Below are 15,722 nucleotides of genomic sequence, written 5' to 3' on the forward strand. Positions count from 1 at the left end.
GACAGCGCCGCCCCGTCACAACGCACGGTTGTGGTGCGCCGGGCACAATCGCGCCGTCCCGAGCCCCTGCGACATGGCCCTCCATTCCCACGACAACACCCGCGGCATCGTGGCCATGCTGGCCGCGATCAGTTTCTTTGCCTGGATGGACGCGGTCATGAAGCTGCTGGCCGCCCACTACCCCGCCGTGCAGGTGGCCGCACTGCGCGGCATGGCCGGCCTGCCGCTGGTGTGCCTGTACCTGTGGTGGCGCGGCGAGGCCGGCCGGGTGCTGCAGGTGCGCTGGCCGCTGCACCTGTTGCGCGGCGTGCTGGGCGTGGCCATGCTCTCGCTGTTCGCCTACGGATTGCAAAGCCTGCCGATGGCCGTGGCGTACACGCTGTTCTTCATCGGCCCCATCCTGATCGCGCTGCTCTCCGTGCCGGTGCTCAAGGAGCGCGTGCGGCCTTCGCACTGGCTGGCGCTGGTGGCCGGCATGCTGGGCGTGCTGGTGGCGCTGCGGCCGGACCAGGACGCGCTGCTGAGCTGGGGCGCGCTGGCGGTGCTGGCCGCGGCGTGCTGCTACGCGGTCTCGGCCATCACCGGGCGCGTGCTCACGCGCACCGACTCCAATGCCAGCCTGGTGTTCTGGATGACGCTGCTGGTGGCCGTGGGCGCTGGCGCGCTCGCCGCGCGCGGCTGGGTACCGCTGCGGCCTGAACACGGCTGGACCATCGCGGCGCTGGCCGTGACCGGCTTTCTCGGCCAGATGTGCATCACCGAGGCCTTCCGCCATGGCCAGGCCGCCGTGGTCGCGCCCTTCGAGTACGCTGCGCTGGCCTGGGCCGTGGGGCTGGACTGGCTGCTGTGGCGCACCCTGCCCGATGCGGCCACACTGCTGGGCGCGGCCATCGTCGTGGCCAGCGGGATGTACCTCGTGCAGCAAGAGCGCCGCGCGCGCCGCGCCGGCTAGCCGCGCTTGCCTTTCTTCTTGGCGGCATGGCGTTCATGCCATTCGGCCAGCGAGAAGTCCGGGTAGCTTTCGAAACGTGGGTCGCCGCGCTTGCCCTCCACCGCCACCCAGTTGGCCTTGGAGTCCAGCAGGATGTGCGCGTTCTCGGGCGGCACGGGCAGGGGCGTGTCGATGGCGCTGGCGTGCGGGTGCACGAGTTCGGGCCAGTTGGGGTCCCACAGCCACAGCGCGCTGCCGCAGCGGCCGCAGAAGTGCCGCTGGCCGCTGCTCTGGCGGTCCGGCTTCCCCTCTTCGCGCATGATCGCCTGGTACTTGCGCAGATGGCGTTTGCCGCGCACCTTGAGCGTGCCGGCGTCCGCGCCCAGGTTGACCGCATAGCCACCGGCGCCAGCCGTCTTGCGGCAGATGGAGCAATAGCAGCGCATGAAAGGCACCGGCGAGGACGACTCCACCGAAAACGTCACGCTGCCGCAGTGGCAGGAACCTTCGAGTTGCATGGCAGGCCTCCAATGCAAAACCGCCGGGCAAGGCCGGCGGTTCAAGACAGGGAGCGGGGTGCGGCGCCTGGGATCAGACCGAGAAGCTCGAGCCGCAGCCGCAGGTGGTGGTGGCGTTCGGGTTCTTGATCACGAACTGGGCGCCCTGCAGGTCTTCCTTGTAGTCGATCTCGGCGCCGACCAGGTACTGGTAGCTCATGGCGTCGATCAGCAGCGACACACCGTTCTTGGTCATGGTCGTGTCGTCCTCGTTGCTGATCTCGTCGAACGTGAAGCCATACGAGAAGCCCGAGCAGCCGCCGCCCTGCACGAACACGCGCAGCTTGAGCTCTGGGTTGCCTTCCTCGGCGATCAGGTCGGCCACCTTGGCCGCGGCCGCATCGGTGAACACGATGGGATCGGGCATGACTTCGATGTTTTCGGCGACTGCGCTCATGGGGTGTGCTCCGGAGAAAGAATCGGTCGATGCTAATGCAATCGGCCGTGCCGCGCGCCGCGCGTGTAACAAGCCGGCGCTGCAGATGCGGTCATTCACAAAAAGAAAAACCGCCCAGCGGGCGGTTCTTCTCGGGTTCGCCAGGGCGCGATCAGCGCTTGGAGAACTGCTTGCGGCGGCGTGCGGAGTGCAGGCCGACCTTCTTACGCTCGACCTCGCGGGCGTCGCGGGTCACGAAGCCGGCAGCGCTGAGCTGGGGCTTGAGCGTCGCGTCCCAATCGAGCAGCGCGCGCGTGATGCCGTGGCGCGTGGCGCCGGCCTGGCCGGATTCGCCGCCACCGTGCACGTTGACCTGGATGTCGAAGGTCTCGACATGGTTGGTCAGCACCAGGGGTTGCTTCGCGATCATGATGGAGGTCTCGCGGCCGAAATAGGCCTTGATGTCCTTGCCATTGACCGTGATGTTGCCGCTGCCCTTTTTCAGGAACACACGGGCGACGCTGGATTTGCGACGGCCGGTGCCATTGTTCCAATCACCAATCATTGCGCGGCTCCTCAGATTTCCAGGGCTTTGGGCTGCTGGGCGGTGTGCGGATGTTCCGCGCCGCCGTAAACCTTCAGCTTCTTGATCATGGCGTAGCCCAGCGGGCCCTTGGGCAGCATGCCCTTGACGGCCTTTTCCAGCGCGCGGCCAGGGTGCTTGGCCTGCATGTCGCGGAAGTTGGTTGCCGTGATGCCACCGGGGAAACCGGAGTGGCGGTAGTACACCTTGTCCAGGGTCTTGGCACCGGTCACGCGCAGCTTGGCTGCGTTGACGATCACGATGAAATCGCCGGTGTCGACGTGAGGCGTGTAGATGGCCTTGTGTTTGCCGCGCAAACGGAGAGCAACTTCGCTGGCTACTCGTCCGAGGACCTTGTCGGTCGCGTCAATCACAAACCACTCATGCACGACCTCAGCGGGCTTTGCGCTGAAAGTAGTCATGTTTCTCTCTTAAGAAAGATAGGGTTTGGGCAGCTCTTTTCCACGGTCGGTGCTTCTCTGAAGGAGCCTCTTAGGTGGGGTTGGGTCGTCGCACTCTGCACTTGCGCTTTGCACTTGCACTTTGCATTCGCGCTTAGCACTCACGCTCTGCACTCGTGCCGTACTTCATACCCTTTCGCCGCGGAGCCAGCCAGTCGCTGCGAAACCGCGCATTATAGGCAAAACTGGATCGGGCAACAACTAGTGCCCGTCAGGGCGGGCGTTCTCGCGCAGGCGCCGCATGTTCTCCACACATACCGGCATGGCCGCATAGGCCGCTTGCTGGCAGGCGCGGAACAGGCACATGGGCCGCGTGATGAAGTTGCTGTCGGGGCAGATCTGCGCGGCCGACAGCGTGCGCGGCGTGGCCGGGGCCGGTGTGCGGCGCACCCCAGCGGGCGGGGGGGCCGATGCCGGCGGGGCCTGCAGGGTGGGCGCTGGCGCCACCGGCACCGGAACAGCCGCTGGCGGCAAGGTGCCCACCACCGGCGTCTCGACCGCCACCGGTGGCTTGGCCGGCATGGGCGCCACAGCGGAGGCCCGACCGGTTGCCGGTGCGGTCGCCACTGCAGCCGCGGGTGGGTCGCCTGGCGACGCCACGATGCCCACGGCCGCCAGCAGGCCGAGGATCAGCGCGGCCACGCCTGCCTTGGGCCACCAGGCCCGCCTGCCGGCAGGCGCCGACGGTGGCGTGGTCAGCGCGGCGGCGGCCTGGCCGGCCGCAGTCGTGGGTGCCCTCCAGTCCGTGGCGCTGTCCAAGGTGCTGTGCGGCCCGCTTTCCTGTGTCTGCGCCGACGTGGGCTCCTGCGCGTGCTCCTGGCCCATCGCCTGCCGCGGCGCCTGCCAGCCGGGGCCGAGTTCGGCACGCCAGTCGAAGCGCTCCATGCCTGGCACCGGCTGCAGCTGCAGCAGCGCGCCGAACGCCGCCAGGTCGCGCGGCCGCCGGTCCGGATCGAGCGCCAGCGCCGCCGTCAGCGCCTCGACCAGCGCCGGCGTGTAGGTCAACCCATGGGCCAGGTGCAGCGCATCGGCCAATTCGGCGGGCGGGCGCATCGTGTCGCGCAGCACGCGCACGCTCGCCGGCAAGGGCGGCGCCCGGTCCAGGCAGCCGTACACCACGGCGGCCAGCGCATAGACATCGCTCCAGGGACCCTGGCGCATGCCCTGCGCATCGGCGTACTGCTCGATCGGCGCGTAGTTCACCTTCAGGATGGCGGTGTGCTGCGGCTCGTCCTGGCCGAGTGCCTGCCGCGCCGCGCCGAGGTCCAGCAGCACGGGCGGGCCGACGTCCTGCAGGAAGATGTTGTCGGGCGAGATGTCGCGGTGCACCGTGTCGCGCCGGTGCAGCAGGTCGAGCGCCTGCAGCACCGACCACAGCAGCTTGCGCAGCCAGGGCTCGGGCGGCGGGGCGCGCATCTGCGCGCAGGCGTCCTTGAGCGTCATGCCCTGGTACAGCGGCATCGCCATGTAGGCCGTGCCGTTCTGCTCCCAGACACGCAGCACCTTGACCAGCGACGGGTGGTCGAACTGCGCCAGCAGCCGGGCCTCGTTCATGAACGAGCGCAGGCCGGCCTGGAACCGGCGCGCGTCGGCCTCGGTGCGCAGCGTCACCGCGTGGCCGGCGCGGTCGGCCAGGCCGCCCGGCAGGTACTCCTTGATCGCCACCGTGCGGTGCAACGAATGGTCGTAGGCGCGGTAGACCATGCCGAAGCCGCCCGCACCGAGCAGGCCATGCAGCTCGAACTCGCCCAGCCGCGTTCCGGGCGGCAAACCCTGGGAGGGACGGCGGATGGCGGCGTTCACGGGCTGGGGCGTCGACGGCATGCGAAAACGCCGGCCAGTGTAGAGGGGCCTCGCTTGACCGGCCGTCGCCGGCAAGGGATCGAAGAAGGCACCGGTACCATTGGCCGATGTTCAGTTATCGCCACGCCTTCCATGCGGGCAACCACGCCGACGTGCTCAAGCACATGGTCCTGGTCGCCATCCTGCGCCATCTTGCCGAGAAGGAGACCGCGCTGACACTGCTGGACTCGCACGCCGGCGCCGGGCTGTACCGGCTTGACGGCGACTACGCCGCCACCAGCGGCGAGGCCGCCGACGGCGTGCTGCGCCTGCTGCAGCTGCCCGCTGCCCAGCGCAAGGACTGGCCCGCCGCGCTGACCGACTACATGGAGCTGCTGGCCGGCTTCAACCCGGGCGGCGGCCACCGCATCTACCCCGGTTCACCCTTCGTGATGCACCGGCTGGCGCGCCCGCAGGACCGGCTCAAGCTGTTCGAGATGCACCCCACGGACGCCAAGACGCTGCAGGCCAACACCGAGCAGCTGGAAGCCGGCCGCCAGGTCGCGGTGTTTCGCGAGGATGGCTTCGAAGGCGTGCGCCGCTTCCTGCCGCCGCCCTCGCGCCGCGCACTGTTGTTGTGCGACCCGAGCTACGAGCTCAAGAGCGACTACGGCCGCGTGGTCGAGCTGCAGACCATGGCGCTGCAGCGCTTCCCGACGGGCAGCAGCATGGTCTGGTACCCGATCATCGCGCGCAACGAGGCGCACATCCTGCCGCGCAAGCTCAAGAGCGTGGCCACGCGGGCAGGCAAGCCCTGGCTGCACGCCACGCTGACGGTGAAGGCGGCCAAGCAGGTGGCCGCGGGCGAACGCCGCCCGGGCCTGCCGGGCAGCGGCGTGTTCATCGTGAACCCGCCCTACACGCTCAAGCCAGCGCTCGAGCAGGCGCTGCCGCTGCTGGTGCAGCTGCTGGCGCAGGACGAGAACGCCACCCACACGCTGGAGACGCAGGGCGGCTGAGCGAAGGCTGCGCGCGGTGCGCAGCCCGTGGCATCAGAAGTGGTAGTCGGCGCGGACCATCGGCGTCTTGGCCAGCGAGCCCGGCACGCTGTGCGGGTTGCCGAACTTGTTGCGCCAGTATTGGTAGCCCACGCCCACGCGGAACGAATTCTTGCTGGCGCCGATGTGCGGCGACACGTCGTAGAACAGCGTCATGTCCAGGTTGGTCTCGGGCGAGGTCGGTCCGCCGAACTCGTTGGGGCCCTTGTCGCCGATGTAGTTGAGGAAGCCCTCGAACGACAGGCCGGTGTTGCCCACCGGGATGCCCCAGGCCAGGTTCAGCATGGGGTGCACGTCGTACGAGTAGCGCTCTGCCACGCCGACCGGCTTGTTGCTCTCCCACAGCGCGTACACGCCGACGTTCAGGAAGCCGGCAGGCACGTCCACCATGAAGGTCGGGCCGGCCACCACCATGCGCTTCTTGGAAGCGTAGTTGGGGTCGTTCTTGGTGTTCACGTCGAAGCCCGCCGTCAAGCCCAGGCCCTTGACCGGGCCGAACGCGAACGACTTGCCGGTGACCTTGCCCAGGTCCAGCGTGTGGCGGTAGACCACGTAGATCTCCTGCGCATTGCTGTCCTTGCCATCGGACATCAGGAAGTCGACGTTGAGGAAGTTGCTGCCGTACTTGTAGCCGCTGGCATGCGTGAAGTTGACGATCGTCTTCTCGATGTCCTGGGTGTTGTAGGGCTCGGCGAACTTGGTGCCCCAGCGCACACCCATGGAGGTGTCACTCCAGTCGGCGGCCTGGGCGCCTGAGGCGGCGCAGGCCAGAACGGCCGCGGCCGCGATGTGGAGGGTTCGATTGCGGTGCATGGGGGACTCCCTGTTGTGTTTTCGAGCGAAGGCATCAGCAACCTGCGTGCCAGCCAACGCTCGAACGCCACCATGGCCGCCGTACCATCGCCGCCCATGACCCCGACAGCGCGCCGGCAATGGGCCCTGGCCTTGATCTTCGTCACGCCTGCGTTCTGGGGCGTCAACTACCTCGTGGCGCGCAGCGCGCTGGGCGTGATCGAGCCGCACCTGCTGGCCACGCTGCGCTGGGCCATGGCGGCGCTGCTCTTCGCCATCCCGACCTGGCGCGAGCTGCACCGCCACCGCGGCCACGTGGCGGCCGAGTGGCGCCGCTACCTGGTGCTGGGCGCACTGGGCATGTGGATCTGCGGCGCCTGGGTGTACATCGGTGCGCGCACCACGGCGGCCATCAACATCGCGCTGATCTATGCGCTGTCGCCGGTGCTGATCGCACTGGTCTCCGCGCTGTGGCTCAAGGAGCGCTTCGGCCGCGTCCAGGCCCTAGGCGTGGCGCTGGCGCTGGCCGGCGTGGTGCACGTCATCCTCAAGGGCCAGTGGGCGTCGCTGGCCGGCGTCACGCTGGTGCCGGGCGACGCGTGGATCCTCGCGGCCACGCTGTCGTGGACGCTCTACTCGGTGCTGCTGCGGCGCTGGCCCAGCCCGCTCTCCCCGATGGCGCGGCTGGCGGCCATCAGTGCGGCCGGCGTGGTGGTGCTGCTGCCCTTCACGGCCTGGGAGGTGGCACAGGCCGCGGCGCCGGTGCTGAGCGGTCGCGGCTTCGTGCTGGCGCTGGTGGCCGCCGCCGTTCCGGGCTTCGCGGCTTACCTGGCCTATGCCGTGATGCAGCGCGAACTCGGCGCGGCGCGCGTGGCCGTGGTGCTCTACCTGGGGCCGATCTACGCCGCCGGCCTGGCCTGGCTGTTCCTGCGCGAGCCCCTGCATGGTTTCCACGCGGCCGGCATGGCGCTGGTGCTGGCCGGCATCTACCTGGTCAACCGCGCGAGCCCGCGCTGAGCGACAGTACCTCGCGCGCCACGTCGATGAACGAGGACAGCACGGCCAGGCCCGCATCCTCCCTGCGCCAGGCCAGCGCGCCCACCGTCAACGGCACCAGGCCGCGCACCGGCACCAGCCGCGCACCGCGCATGCCGGCCTGCGCCAGCGAGGCCGGCACCAGCGCCACGCCCAGGCCGGCCGAGACCATGGCGACCACGGTGAGCCACTGGCGCGCCGCATGCCGCGTGCGCGGGTGGATGCCGGCACGGTTGAACACGGCGATCACGTTGTCGTAATTGGCCGGCGCGACATCGCGCGCGAACATCACGAAGTTCTCGTCGGCCAGGCGCTTGAGGTCGATGCTCTTCTCGCCCGCCAGCGGATGGGCCTCGGGCAGGCAGCAGACCAGCCGGTCGTCGGCCAGCGGCAGGCTGGCCAGCGCGGCCGGAAAGGCGCGGGCGTTCAGGAAGCCCGCGTGCATCTGCCCGTGGCGCAGGGCCTCGAGCTGCTCGGCCGAGGACATCTCGCGCAGGTTCACCTCGATGTCGGGCCGGCGCGCGCCGAAGGTCTCGACGATGCGCGGCACCTCGCGGTAGACCATGGAGCCGGTCATGCCCAGTTCCAGCCGGCCGCGCATGCCGGCGGCCACGGCCTGCGCCGCCTCGCGGGCCGTGGTAAGGCGTTCGAGCACCAGCCGTGCATGGGCCAGGTAGGCGGCGCCCGCCGAGGTCAATGCCACCTGCTTGCTGTTGCGCTCGAGCAGGCGCACACCCAGCTCTTCTTCCAGGGCCTTGATGGCCGAGCTCAGCGGCGGCTGGGTGATGGCCAGGCGCTGGGCGGCACGGCCGAAGTGCAGCTCCTCGGCGAGGACGACGAAGTAGCGCAGCAGGTGCAGTTTCATGGTGGGCCGGCAGTATGGCGCCTGTCCGCCCGCCGGCCGCCAGGCCCGCCGCGCGGCCGCCGCCGGGGCGCCCTAACATGGCGCCCCATGCCACCGCCACCGCCACCGTCCGACAGCACCGATGCGCGCGTGCTGCGCGAACAGGTGGCGGCGCTGTATGCCACCATGCCGGCATCCACCGCCGTCGATGCCCTGCTGGCCTGGGGCCTGTGCGCCGTCATGTACTGGCAGACCCGCAACGCCGGCATCCTCGTCTGGCTCGGCCTGCACTTCGTGCAGATCCTGCGCTACCCGCTGATCCACGCCTACTTCCGCGATCCGCAGGCGGCCGGGCGCAGCGCCTTCTGGGCCCGGCGCCACTGGCGCGAACTGCTGTACTACAGCATCACCTGGGGCCTGGCGCCCTGGCTGTTCCTGCCGGCCGACAGCATGCCGCTGACGGCGCTGCTCATGCTGACCATGCTGGGCCTGTGCAGCGGCGGCGTTCCCTCGGTGGCGCCGCGCTGGCCCTCGGTGCTGGCCTTCGTCGTGCCCATGACGGTGGGGCTGATCACGGCACTGGCCTGGCGCGGCGACGCGATCCACCTGTTCCTGGCGACCTGCGCCGTGCTGCACGTGGGGGCCACGCTGCATTTCGCGCATGCGCAGCACACGTTGCTGACGACGGCATTGGTCACGCGCTTCGAGAAGGAGGCGCTGGCCGACGCACTGGCGCACCAGGTGCAGATCACCCAGCAGGCCAGCGAGGAGAAGACGCGCTTCTTCGCCGCCGCCAGCCACGACCTGCGCCAGCCGCTGCATGCCATCGCGCTGTTCGGCGTCGTGCTCGAACGTGAGCTGCAGGGCCACGCGAGCCAGCCGCATGCGCAGCGGCTGATGCGTGCCGTCAACGCGCTGAGCGGCTCGCTGGACACGATGCTGGACGTCTCGCAGCTCGACGCCGGCGTGGTGCAGGCGCAGCCCCAGGCCGTGCCGCTGCGCGGCGTGCTGCTGGCGGTGCAGGCCCTTGCCGCCACGCGGGCCGATGAGCGCGGCCTGCAGCTGCGCGTGCGCACCACGCCGCTGTGGGTGCGTACCGATCCGCAGCTGCTGCAGCGCCTGCTGGCCAACCTGGTGGAGAACGCCATCAAGTACACGCCCGCCGGGGGCGTGCTGGTGGTGGCGCGCGCACGCAGCGCCGAGGCCTGGCTGGACGTGGTCGACACCGGCGTGGGCATCGCGCCCGAGCACCACCAACGCGTGTTCCAGGAGTTCTACCAGGTGCACAACCCGGGCCGCGACCGGGCCCAGGGCCTGGGCATCGGCCTGTCCATCGTGCGCCGGCTGTCGCTGTTGCTGGACCATCCCGTCGAACTGCACTCGCAGCCGGGCCGCGGCAGCCGTTTCCGCGTGCGCCTGCCACTGGCCGACGCGCCGGCCGGCCTGCCTGCGCCGAACGCGGCACCAAACGCGGCGCCAGACGTGGCCCCTGATGCAGCGCCGGATGCGGCCCCGGATGCGGCGCTGGCCCGCCTGCACCCCGCCGGTCCGCTGCCGCGCCACGTGCTGCTGCTGGACGACGAGGCCGACATCACCGACGCGCTGGCCGCGTTCCTGCATGGCGAGGGCATCGCCACCGCGGCCGCGCGCGACGAGCCCGAAGCCCTGCAGCGGCTGGACCAGGCCGCCGCCGCCGGCCAGCCCTTCGACGCGCTGCTGTGCGACTACCGCCTGGCCGCCGGCGCCGACGGCCTGGACGCCGCGCTGCGCCTGCGCGCGCGCGCCGGCGGCACGCCGCGGCTGCTGCTGATCACGGGCGAGACCGCGCCCGAGCGGCTGCACCGCGTGCACGACTCGGGCGTGCCGGTGCTGTTCAAGCCGGTGCAGCCAGAGCGGCTTCTGCAGGCGCTGGCAGAGCTCAATACGACTTCGGCAGCCCCAGCACCTTCTCGGCGATGAAGCACAGGATCAGCTGCGGGCTGACCGGCGCCAGCCGCGGGATCCAGGCTTCGCGCATGTAGCGCTCCACGTGGTATTCCTTGGCGTAGCCCATGCCGCCGTGCGTGAGGATGGCGTTCTCGCAGGCGTGGAAGCAGGCCTCGGCGCCCAGGTACTTGGCGGCATTGGCCTCGGCGCCGCAGGGCTGGTGGGCGTCGTACAGGCTGGCGGCCTTGTGCACCATGAGGTGGGCGGCCTCCAGCTCCATCCACGATTTGGCCAGCGGGTGCTGGATGCCCTGGTTCTGGCCGATGGGCCGGTCGAACACCACGCGTTCGCGCGCGTACTGCGCGCCGCGTGCCAGTGCCGCGCGGCCCAGGCCGATGGCCTCGGCCGCGATCAGGATGCGCTCGGGGTTCAGGCCGTGCAGGATGTAGCTGAAACCCTTGCCCTCCTCGCCGATGCGGTCCTCCACCGGGATGCGCAGTCCGTCGATGAAGACCTGGTTGGAGTCCACCGCCTTGCGGCCCATCTTCTCGATCTCGCGCACCTCCACCGTGCTGCGGTCCAGGTCGGTGTAGAACAGGCTGAGGCCCTCGGTGCCGCGGGCCTCCTCCACGGGCGTGGTGCGCGCCAGCAGCAGGATCTTGTTGGCCACCTGGGCGGTGGAGATCCAGACCTTCTGGCCGGTCACGACATAGTGGTCGCCCTGGCGCACGGCGCGCGTCTTCAGCCGCAGCGTGTTCAGGCCCGAGTTGGGCTCGGTCACGCCGAAGCAGGCCTTGTCGCGCCCGGCGATCAGTGGCGGCAGCCAGCGCTGCTTCTGCACGTCGCTGCCGAACACCACGGCCGGGTGCAGGCCGAAGATGTTCATGTGCACGGCCGAGGCGCCCGAGAGGCCTGCGCCCGTGGCGCTGATGGTGTGCATCATGAGCGCCGCCTCGGTGATGCCCAGGCCGGCCCCGCCATAGGCCTCGGGCATGGCGATGCCGAGCCAGCCGGCCTGCGCCATGGCCTGGTGGAAGTCGTCGGGGAAGCCGCCCTCGCGGTCGCGGCGCAGCCAATAGTCGGCATCGAAGGGCGCGCAGACGCGCTGCACGGCATCGACGATCTGCTGCTGTTGTTCGCTCAGGTTGAAGTCCATGGAATGTCCTCAGGGGCGGCGCACGCGCGCCGGGTCTTCGCCGTAGGGCGGGCTGTAGATGACGAGCAGGCGCGCGGGCTGCGCACTCGTGACGGTGAAGACGTGCATGGTGTCGGCCGGGAACAGGCAGGCATCGCCCGGGTGCATCTCGAACACCTCGCCATCGACCTCGGCACGCGCCGTGCCTTCGAGCAGGTAGCAGACTTGCTCCATGCCCGGGTGCGCGTGCGGCAGCGCGCCACCGCCCGCACCGATGGTGCCCAGCACCACCTCCAGGTGCCGGGCGCCGTTGGCCGGGCCGATCAGGCGCTGGTTGTGGGTGTGGTCGTGGTTGGCCGGGCTGTAGCTCGGCACCTCGCTGCTGCGTACGAACAAGGGCGATCTCATGGGCATGTCTCCTCGGGAGCCTGGTGGCAGGCGCCGCTTTGCAACAGGGCGGCGACCTCGGTTTCGGTGAAGCCGGCCTCGCGCAGCACCGCCTGGGAATGCTCGCCCAGCCGCGGCGCGGGACCGGGCTGGTCGGCCGGCGGCGTGCCGCTCCAGCGCGTGGGCACGCCGGTGCCGACCAGCCGGCCTTCGCTCGGGTGGTCGAAGCGGCGCACGAAGCCGGTGGCCGCATGGTGCGGATCGGCCAGCAGTTCGGCCGGGCCCATCATGGGCATGTTGGGCACGTCGGCCGCGTCCAGCAGCGCCTGCCATTCGGCCGTGCTGCGCGTCTGCATGAGGCGCCCCACCTCGGCGTACACCGCGTCGATGTGGGTGGCGCGCGCGCTGTGCGTGGCAAAGCGCGGGTCTTCGGCCAGCGCCCGGCCCGGCGCGCCGATCGCCGCGAAGAAGCTGCGCCAGTGCTTGTCGTTGTAGATCAGCACGCACAGATGGCCGTCGCGCGTGCGGTAGGGGCGGCGGTGCGCCGTCAGCAGCCGGGCGTAGCCGGCGTCGCCCTGCGGCGGCTCGAAGGCCAGGCCGGCCAGATGGTCGCCCAGCACGAACTGCGTCATGGCCTCGAACATCGGCACCACGATGGCCTGGCCTTCGCCGGTCTTCTCGCGCGCGTACAGCGCGGCGGTGATGGCGTACACCGCGTGCAGGCCGGTCACGCGGTCGGCCAGCGTGACTGGCGCGTAGGCCGGCTCGCCGCCCGCGTAGGCCTGCGTCAACCACGGGATGCCGGTGGCGCCCTGGATCAGGTCGTCGTAGGCCGGCCGAGCGGCGTACGGGCCGTCCTGGTCGAAGCCGCAGCAGTTGACGTGGATGAGCCGCGGGTGCGCGGCGCGCACGCTGGCGGCGTCCAGGCCCAGGCGGGCCAGCGCCTGCGGGCGCACGTTGCTGATCAGCACGTCGCTCTGCCCGGCCAGGCGCAGCGCGGCAGCGCGCGCAGCCGGCTGCTTGAGGTCGAGCACGATGCTGCGCTTGCCCTGGTTGGCCTGCAGGAAGATGTGGCCCATGCCGGGGTTGCGCATGGGCCCCACGTGGCGCATGTTGTCGCCCTCTGGGCTTTCGAGCTTGGTCACCACGGCGCCCAGCGAGGCCAGGATCTGCGTGGCGAACGGCCCCATGATGACCGAGCTGAGGTCCAGCACCTTGACGCCGGCCAGCGGGCCTTGCGCCGCACTCATTCGGGTTTCACGCCGGCCTGCCGGATCAGTTGGCCCCAATGCGCCAGCTGGTCGGCCACGTACTGGGTGAACTCCTCCGGCGTCTTCGACGGCCAGACCTCGAAGCCCAGCTGGCGCAGCTTGTCCTGCGTGTCGGGGTCGGCCAGCACCTGCTGCAGCGCGGCGTTGACGCGGTCCACCGCCGGCTTGGGCAGGCCGGCCGGACCGAAGATGCCGTTCCACGAGGTCAGGTCGAAGCCCTTGACCGTGGCGCCCACGGGCGGCACGCCGGGCAGGATCTGCGACTCGCGCGCCGTGGTGATCGCCAGCGTGCGGATCTTGTCGGTCTTGAGCATGGCCATGCCCGAACCGAGGTCGGCCACGTAGACCTGCACCTGCCCGCCGACCAGGTCGGTCATGGCCTGCGGGCTGCTCTTGTAGGGGATCTGCGCGATGTCGATGCCGGCGATGCGCTTGATGGTCTCCATCGCCACCAGCGAGGTGCTGTTGGGCGTGGCGTATGAGAGCTTGCCGGGGTTGGCCTTGGCATACGCGATGAACTCGGGCAGGGTCTTCGCCGGCACCAAGGGGTGCACGGCCAGCGCGAAGGGCAGCTCGCCCACGCGCGCGATCGGCGTGAAGTCCTTGATCGGGTCGTAGCGCAGCTCCTTGTACAGCGCCGGGTTGGCGGAGTGCGAGGTGTTGGTGGTCATGAACAGCGTCAGCCCATCGGGCTTGGCCTTGGCCACGTACTGGGCCGCCACCTGGGCATTGGCGCCGGGCTTGTTGTCGACGAGCACGGGCTGGCCCAGCTTCTCGGCCAGCTTCTGGCCCACGGTGCGGGCCACGGCATCGGTGCCGCTGCCGGCCGCGAACGGCACGACCAACATCAGGGGCTGGGTGTTCTGGGCCCGCGCGGCGGGCAGGCTGGCGAGGCCGGCCAACAGGGCCAGCGCGAGCGCAAGGCGGCGCGAGAGGCGTGAGAGGGGCGATGGACGCATGGGACTTGTCTCCAGGGATTCGTTGGGTGCAGCGCGCACGCATCTTCCCCAGCCCAAGCATTCGAGTCCAATTGGTCTTTCGGCTCGGATCATTGCTTCTGCGAATGATCGGCCGGCCGCCAGGCCGCGGGCGTCAGACGCGCCGGCGGATCTCGGCCAGCCGCGCCTGGTCGTAGACCGGCTGCGGCGGCATGCCGTCCAGGTGGGCGACGTCGGCCCAGTCCAGAATGTCCAGCCGGTGCGGGTCCGCGTCCACATGCACCTGGACGCGGTTGACGCCGCCATTGGGGATGTGCGTCTCGCGCGGGCCGTCCAGCGAGAGTGCCCGGGCGCTGCGCCAGACCATGTCGAGCACGCCGCCGTGCGTCACCACCACCACGGTCTGCCCAGGATGGGCCAGCACCAGGTCGCGCACGGCCGAGACCACCCGCGCGTGGAAGTGGCGCGTGCTCTCGCCGCCCTCGAAGGCATAGTCGGCCCGGTAGTCGACCCATTGGTTCCAGGCGGCGGGATGCAGGCGCTTGATCTCGTCCACGCTCATGCCGTCGACCACGCCGAAGCTCTGCTCACGCAGGCCGGCGATGGCGGTCGGGTCCGGCAGGCCGCGCTGCGCCAGCAGCTCGGCGAGCGGCTCAGCGGTCTGGCGCGCGCGCACCAGGTCGCTGCTGACCACGCGGTGCACCTCGTCGCCCTGCGCCAGGCGCCGCGCCACGCGCAGCGCCTGCTCATGGCCGGTGGCGTTCAGCGGCACGTCCACTTGGCCCTGGAAGCGCAGCTGGCGGTTCCAATCGGTTTCACCATGGCGCACGAGAATCAGACGGGTCATGCCGGAATTATCGGGAGACGACCCCGGATAAGCTCGGCCACTGCGCGAGTTCGATCGTTTATTTTGAGCATAAATGGACAAGTTGATTCTGATCCCAGGCCTGGCCTGTGATGCCGCGCTGTGGCAGGCGCAGCTGGCGGCCCTGCCCGCGCGCTGGAACGCCGCCGTCGCCGACGTGGCCGAACGCTGCACACGCATCGAGGACATGGCCGCCCTGCTGCTGGCCGAGCATCCCGGTCCGCTGGTGCTGTGCGGCGCTTCCATGGGCGGCATGGTGGCCATGGAGGCGGCCCGCCAGGCGCCGGCCCGTGTGCGCGGCCTGGCGCTGCTGGGCACCTCTGCCCGGCCCGAGACACCCGACATGCGCCAGTTGCGCGAGCAGGCCATCGTGCTGTTCGAGACCGGGCGCGCCGACGAGGTGCTGCGTGCCAACGTGCCCTTCGCCTTCGACCGGCGCCATCCAGAACTCAAGCCCTTGGCGAAAAGCTACCTGGAGATGGTGCTGCGCGTCGGCGCCGACCAGCTGGTGCGCCAGAACCGCGCCGTGATGGCCCGGCCCGATGCGCGCGCGCACCTGCCCGCGCTGCGCTGCCCGGTGCTGGTCGCCAGCGGCGAATCCGACAGCCTGACGCCGCCCGAGTGCGCGCGCGAGATCGCCGCGCTCGTGCCGCAGGCCGAGCTGCACCTGCTGCCGCTGTGCGGCCACATGCTGACGATGGAGCAGCCGGCCGCGGTCAACGCGCTGCTGCTGGACTGGCTGGCGCGGCTTGCGCCGCAGCCGCGCTGAGCGGCTGTGGCC

General features: G+C 70.3%; 17 protein-coding genes. 5 read left to right on the forward strand and 12 right to left on the reverse strand.

The features are described 5' to 3' along the window. Positions 1–73: 73 nt before the first annotated feature. Positions 74–952 (forward strand): DMT family transporter, encoded by an 879-nt coding sequence (locus ASF44_RS06300; protein WP_056898358.1) that lies wholly within the window; start codon positions 74–76, stop codon positions 950–952. On the opposite strand, the gene ASF44_RS06305 is transcribed toward ASF44_RS06300, so the two are convergent. The 5 genes from ASF44_RS06305 to ASF44_RS06325 form a co-directional block, all read right to left on the reverse strand. Then, positions 949–1,449, reverse strand: coding sequence for a GFA family protein (locus tag ASF44_RS06305; protein ID WP_056898359.1), 501 nt, complete (start codon positions 1,447–1,449; stop codon positions 949–951). The genes ASF44_RS06300 and ASF44_RS06305 overlap by 4 nt on opposite strands. Before the next feature lie 73 nt (positions 1,450–1,522). After that, positions 1,523–1,885 carry an iron-sulfur cluster insertion protein ErpA gene (erpA, locus tag ASF44_RS06310; RefSeq protein WP_056671977.1) on the reverse strand — a complete coding sequence of 121 codons (363 nt, stop codon included), beginning with the start codon at positions 1,883–1,885 and terminating at the stop codon, positions 1,523–1,525. 151 nt (positions 1,886–2,036) lie between these two features. After that, complete coding sequence (rpsI, locus tag ASF44_RS06315) at positions 2,037–2,429, reverse strand: 30S ribosomal protein S9 (RefSeq protein ID WP_056898360.1); 393 nt, start codon at positions 2,427–2,429, stop codon at positions 2,037–2,039. 11 nt (positions 2,430–2,440) lie between these two features. Further along, positions 2,441–2,869: a 50S ribosomal protein L13 gene (rplM, locus tag ASF44_RS06320; RefSeq protein ID WP_056898361.1), complete on the reverse strand. Its 429-nt coding sequence runs from the start codon at positions 2,867–2,869 to the stop codon at positions 2,441–2,443. 240 nt (positions 2,870–3,109) lie between these two features. Continuing rightward, complete coding sequence (locus ASF44_RS06325) at positions 3,110–4,732, reverse strand: serine/threonine-protein kinase (protein ID WP_082524564.1); 1,623 nt, start codon at positions 4,730–4,732, stop codon at positions 3,110–3,112. Between the two features lie 86 nt (positions 4,733–4,818). Here ASF44_RS06325 and ASF44_RS06330 point away from each other — a divergent pair, with 86 nt between their 5' ends. Continuing rightward, positions 4,819–5,709 (forward strand): 23S rRNA (adenine(2030)-N(6))-methyltransferase RlmJ, encoded by an 891-nt coding sequence (locus ASF44_RS06330; protein ID WP_056898363.1) that lies wholly within the window; start codon positions 4,819–4,821, stop codon positions 5,707–5,709. Positions 5,710–5,742: 33 nt separating this feature from the next. On the opposite strand, the gene ASF44_RS06335 is transcribed toward ASF44_RS06330, so the two are convergent. After that, positions 5,743–6,561: an outer envelope protein gene (locus ASF44_RS06335; protein WP_056898364.1), complete on the reverse strand. Its 819-nt coding sequence runs from the start codon at positions 6,559–6,561 to the stop codon at positions 5,743–5,745. A 96-nt stretch (positions 6,562–6,657) separates the two neighbouring features. Between ASF44_RS06335 and ASF44_RS06340 the strand changes: the two genes are divergently transcribed. Then, the gene (locus ASF44_RS06340) at positions 6,658–7,557 is read left to right on the forward strand and encodes a DMT family transporter (RefSeq protein ID WP_056898451.1); all 900 of its coding nucleotides are present in this window, start codon (positions 6,658–6,660) and stop codon (positions 7,555–7,557) included. Here the strand turns inward: ASF44_RS06340 and ASF44_RS06345 are convergent. Further along, a complete protein-coding gene (locus tag ASF44_RS06345; protein WP_056898365.1) occupies positions 7,535–8,440 on the reverse strand; it encodes a LysR family transcriptional regulator in 906 nt (301 codons plus the stop codon). The genes ASF44_RS06340 and ASF44_RS06345 overlap by 23 nt on opposite strands. Before the next feature lie 87 nt (positions 8,441–8,527). On the opposite strand from ASF44_RS06345, the gene ASF44_RS06350 reads away from it, so the two are divergent. Continuing rightward, on the forward strand, positions 8,528–10,378 hold the full coding sequence (locus ASF44_RS06350) for a hybrid sensor histidine kinase/response regulator (protein WP_056898366.1): 1,851 nt from the start codon (positions 8,528–8,530) through the stop codon (positions 10,376–10,378). Here the strand turns inward: ASF44_RS06350 and ASF44_RS06355 are convergent. The 5 genes from ASF44_RS06355 to ASF44_RS06375 form a co-directional block, all read right to left on the reverse strand. Further along, positions 10,338–11,501, reverse strand: a complete 1,164-nt coding sequence (locus tag ASF44_RS06355; protein ID WP_056898367.1) for an acyl-CoA dehydrogenase family protein — start codon at positions 11,499–11,501, stop codon at positions 10,338–10,340. The genes ASF44_RS06350 and ASF44_RS06355 overlap by 41 nt on opposite strands. A gap of 9 nt (positions 11,502–11,510) precedes the next feature. Beyond that, complete coding sequence (locus tag ASF44_RS06360) at positions 11,511–11,888, reverse strand: cupin domain-containing protein (RefSeq protein ID WP_156374374.1); 378 nt, start codon at positions 11,886–11,888, stop codon at positions 11,511–11,513. Further along, entirely contained in the window at positions 11,885–13,117 is a 1,233-nt protein-coding gene (locus ASF44_RS06365; RefSeq protein ID WP_056898369.1) for a CaiB/BaiF CoA-transferase family protein, read from the reverse strand. The genes ASF44_RS06360 and ASF44_RS06365 overlap by 4 nt, the downstream gene beginning before the upstream one ends. Further along, positions 13,114–14,097: a tripartite tricarboxylate transporter substrate binding protein gene (locus ASF44_RS06370; RefSeq protein WP_056898370.1), complete on the reverse strand. Its 984-nt coding sequence runs from the start codon at positions 14,095–14,097 to the stop codon at positions 13,114–13,116. Before ASF44_RS06370 ends, ASF44_RS06365 begins: the two co-directional genes overlap by 4 nt. A 133-nt stretch (positions 14,098–14,230) precedes the next feature. Then, a complete protein-coding gene (locus ASF44_RS06375) occupies positions 14,231–14,923 on the reverse strand; it encodes a histidine phosphatase family protein (protein ID WP_056898371.1) in 693 nt (230 codons plus the stop codon). Positions 14,924–14,996: 73 nt separating this feature from the next. Between ASF44_RS06375 and ASF44_RS06380 the strand changes: the two genes are divergently transcribed. Then, positions 14,997–15,710, forward strand: coding sequence for an alpha/beta fold hydrolase (locus ASF44_RS06380; protein WP_056898372.1), 714 nt, complete (start codon positions 14,997–14,999; stop codon positions 15,708–15,710). Positions 15,711–15,722 lie beyond the last annotated feature (12 nt).

Source organism: Pseudorhodoferax sp. Leaf274 (assembly GCF_001422445.1).
Taxonomy (GTDB): domain Bacteria; phylum Pseudomonadota; class Gammaproteobacteria; order Burkholderiales; family Burkholderiaceae_C; genus Pseudorhodoferax.

Bases quoted from the DNA above. Each gene is read 5' to 3' on its own strand.
- ASF44_RS06300 (WP_056898358.1), top strand. From the start codon at position 74: ATGGCCCTCCATTCCCACGACAACACCCGCGGCATCGTGGCCATGCTG.
- ASF44_RS06305 (WP_056898359.1), bottom strand. From the start codon at position 1,449: ATGCAACTCGAAGGTTCCTGCCACTGCGGCAGCGTGACGTTTTCGGTG.
- erpA (WP_056671977.1), bottom strand. From the start codon at position 1,885: ATGAGCGCAGTCGCCGAAAACATCGAAGTCATGCCCGATCCCATCGTG.
- rpsI (WP_056898360.1), bottom strand. From the start codon at position 2,429: ATGATTGGTGATTGGAACAATGGCACCGGCCGTCGCAAATCCAGCGTC.
- rplM (WP_056898361.1), bottom strand. From the start codon at position 2,869: ATGACTACTTTCAGCGCAAAGCCCGCTGAGGTCGTGCATGAGTGGTTT.
- ASF44_RS06325 (WP_082524564.1), bottom strand. From the start codon at position 4,732: ATGCCGTCGACGCCCCAGCCCGTGAACGCCGCCATCCGCCGTCCCTCC.
- ASF44_RS06330 (WP_056898363.1), top strand. From the start codon at position 4,819: ATGTTCAGTTATCGCCACGCCTTCCATGCGGGCAACCACGCCGACGTG.
- ASF44_RS06335 (WP_056898364.1), bottom strand. From the start codon at position 6,561: ATGCACCGCAATCGAACCCTCCACATCGCGGCCGCGGCCGTTCTGGCC.
- ASF44_RS06340 (WP_056898451.1), top strand. From the start codon at position 6,658: ATGACCCCGACAGCGCGCCGGCAATGGGCCCTGGCCTTGATCTTCGTC.
- ASF44_RS06345 (WP_056898365.1), bottom strand. From the start codon at position 8,440: ATGAAACTGCACCTGCTGCGCTACTTCGTCGTCCTCGCCGAGGAGCTG.
- ASF44_RS06350 (WP_056898366.1), top strand. From the start codon at position 8,528: ATGCCACCGCCACCGCCACCGTCCGACAGCACCGATGCGCGCGTGCTG.
- ASF44_RS06355 (WP_056898367.1), bottom strand. From the start codon at position 11,501: ATGGACTTCAACCTGAGCGAACAACAGCAGCAGATCGTCGATGCCGTG.
- ASF44_RS06360 (WP_156374374.1), bottom strand. From the start codon at position 11,888: ATGAGATCGCCCTTGTTCGTACGCAGCAGCGAGGTGCCGAGCTACAGC.
- ASF44_RS06365 (WP_056898369.1), bottom strand. From the start codon at position 13,117: ATGAGTGCGGCGCAAGGCCCGCTGGCCGGCGTCAAGGTGCTGGACCTC.
- ASF44_RS06370 (WP_056898370.1), bottom strand. From the start codon at position 14,097: ATGCGTCCATCGCCCCTCTCACGCCTCTCGCGCCGCCTTGCGCTCGCG.
- ASF44_RS06375 (WP_056898371.1), bottom strand. From the start codon at position 14,923: ATGACCCGTCTGATTCTCGTGCGCCATGGTGAAACCGATTGGAACCGC.
- ASF44_RS06380 (WP_056898372.1), top strand. From the start codon at position 14,997: ATGGACAAGTTGATTCTGATCCCAGGCCTGGCCTGTGATGCCGCGCTG.